The 1,932-nt window shown below is 41.5% G+C and carries 2 protein-coding genes; one reads left to right on the forward strand and one right to left on the reverse strand.

What is annotated here, in order from left to right; genetic code table 11:
• Positions 1-149 precede the first annotated feature (149 nt).
• The gene (locus DOT_RS20140) at positions 150-1,448 is read right to left on the reverse strand and encodes a transposase (RefSeq protein ID WP_242833878.1); all 1,299 of its coding nucleotides are present in this window, start codon (positions 1,446-1,448) and stop codon (positions 150-152) included.
• A 48-nt stretch (positions 1,449-1,496) separates the two neighbouring features.
• Here DOT_RS20140 and DOT_RS32495 point away from each other — a divergent pair, with 48 nt between their 5' ends.
• The gene (locus tag DOT_RS32495; protein WP_009622836.1) at positions 1,497-1,628 is read left to right on the forward strand and encodes a hypothetical protein; all 132 of its coding nucleotides are present in this window, start codon (positions 1,497-1,499) and stop codon (positions 1,626-1,628) included.
• The last annotated feature ends 304 nt before the right edge of the window (positions 1,629-1,932 follow it).

Below are 1,932 nucleotides of genomic sequence, written 5' to 3' on the forward strand. Positions count from 1 at the left end.
GAGTATAATCGAAAAACATTTTTTAACAAATGCAAGCTAGCTGGAAATACCATGAAAGATTTTATTAGAATTAGGTTATTTAGAAAAGTGAGCACAGCAAACAGATGTTACTGCAACAGCAACATCAACGGGAGATGACGAAGGATTATCTATGCCACAAGTTTTCTGATTCCAGCGAATATGTCAGTAATTTCTAAGGGTTTTTTATTGCTCCATGCATCAATATAGCAGCAGAAGGCGGCAATAAAGGTTCGAACGACTCGCCTTTCTCTGGAATAAATTACGGCCTGCTTTACTTTGAAGTCTAGTTTCAACCGGTCATTAAATCGTTCAGTGGTAGTACGTCGCTTATAAAGTTTCTTCCACTGCTTGGTATTACGAAGGATGGGACCGAAGTACCTTGGATTGTCGCTGGTAGGGGTGTAAAAAGTTTTGTTACTTGAAGCTTCACACTTTTGACAGGAATCGCATTGAACCGGGAAAAGCCATTTTCTACGATAGGATTTTTTCATAAGTCCCCAGTTGCGAAGTTTGTGGCCACATAGTTTTCCTTGTGGAATACCGTAGTTATCAAACTTAATCAAAGAATCGTTAGATGAAGGTACTAAACTACGGCCATTGAGTGCAATTACAGGATATATATTATAGAACTTGTTCAAAAGGTAGAAGTGAGTGCTGTCATAAGCAGAATCAAAAGCAGCTGTAAAGAATTTTATCTGAGGATACAAATCGACAACCTCTTTAAGCGCGAAAATGCCCGTAACGGAATCATGGCGTTTAGCGGTAACACATTTAATATGGATAGGTAAACTGTAGAAGCTTTCAGCAGCAGTAAACACATGGAAGGTATGGCCGTAGAAGTAACGCTCGTTGTAACTGTCCCAGCCCCAGGTGGCACTGGGGTCTGTGAATTTACGCTTGCAGTTGCAGAACTCACCCGGTTTAAGGATACAGTCACAAACCTTTTTGCCGTAGTGAGAAGCGTGAGTCGGCATACAAGTGCCGTCACCGGCGATATTAAACTTCTGAGGGTCGCCAAGTAATCCGCTTTTGAGGGAAGGTAGTACAAAAAGCTCTTTGAGAATGAGGTTTAGGGAAGCTTCAATTGAATCGGGGAGTTTGGCGTTGGAATACTTGATCACTCTTTTAACCAGCCGTTCAGAGAGGGTCGTAGACGGAGAGTCCATCTTTTGATTTTTCTTTCGTTTGGATTTGGGCTTACGACGAAAGCGAAGCAGGTTGGATTTGTGAAGGGCTCTGTCCTTCCGGATCAGCCTATCCATAAAATCATAAAAAGTACCAACGCCGGGAATGGGGTCTGCAGAAATACCATCGATCCTTGAAGAGCCTAGACAGGCGGGGACGAACCCGGAAAGAATAGCAAAGAAGGGTTCTGAGCGCAATGTGACAACCCAGGCAGGGATGCTGGTCACTCCCTTAAAAGCCATAAGAATTAGAGAACGAAGCATGGCAACCGCATCTTTGGGAGGTGCCCCTTGAGTGGAGGAAGAGTAGTAGGTTTGAATAAGAGGGACGATGGCGGAAAGGTCAGCATTCCAGAGCTTAGCGATGTAAGGGAAGTTGGTAAAAACGGTAACATGTTGATGGGTGTCGAGATAGAATTTTGACAATAAAGAATGTACAAAGTCCTGATATTGAGTATGGGAGTATTTAATAGACAACAAAAATAAATCACTCCTTTGTTTGTAATCAGTAGGAAAACCCACTCATCGCAATTTTTAGGGTGATTTCGTAAAGTCAAGTGTTATTTTCGAGAGATATGGTTGATTATATTTGTTTTACTAGCGATATGTAGTTATATCTATATAAATCGCTTAGTAATGAATAACGAGAACTTTTGAGGTGAAATGAAAAAATCGCCATCGCTGGCGATATTGAAATTGAAGCCTTTTGAGTTTTCGAATACGCTAA

This window comes from Desulfosporosinus sp. OT (assembly GCF_000224515.1).
Lineage (GTDB): Bacteria > Bacillota > Desulfitobacteriia > Desulfitobacteriales > Desulfitobacteriaceae > Desulfosporosinus.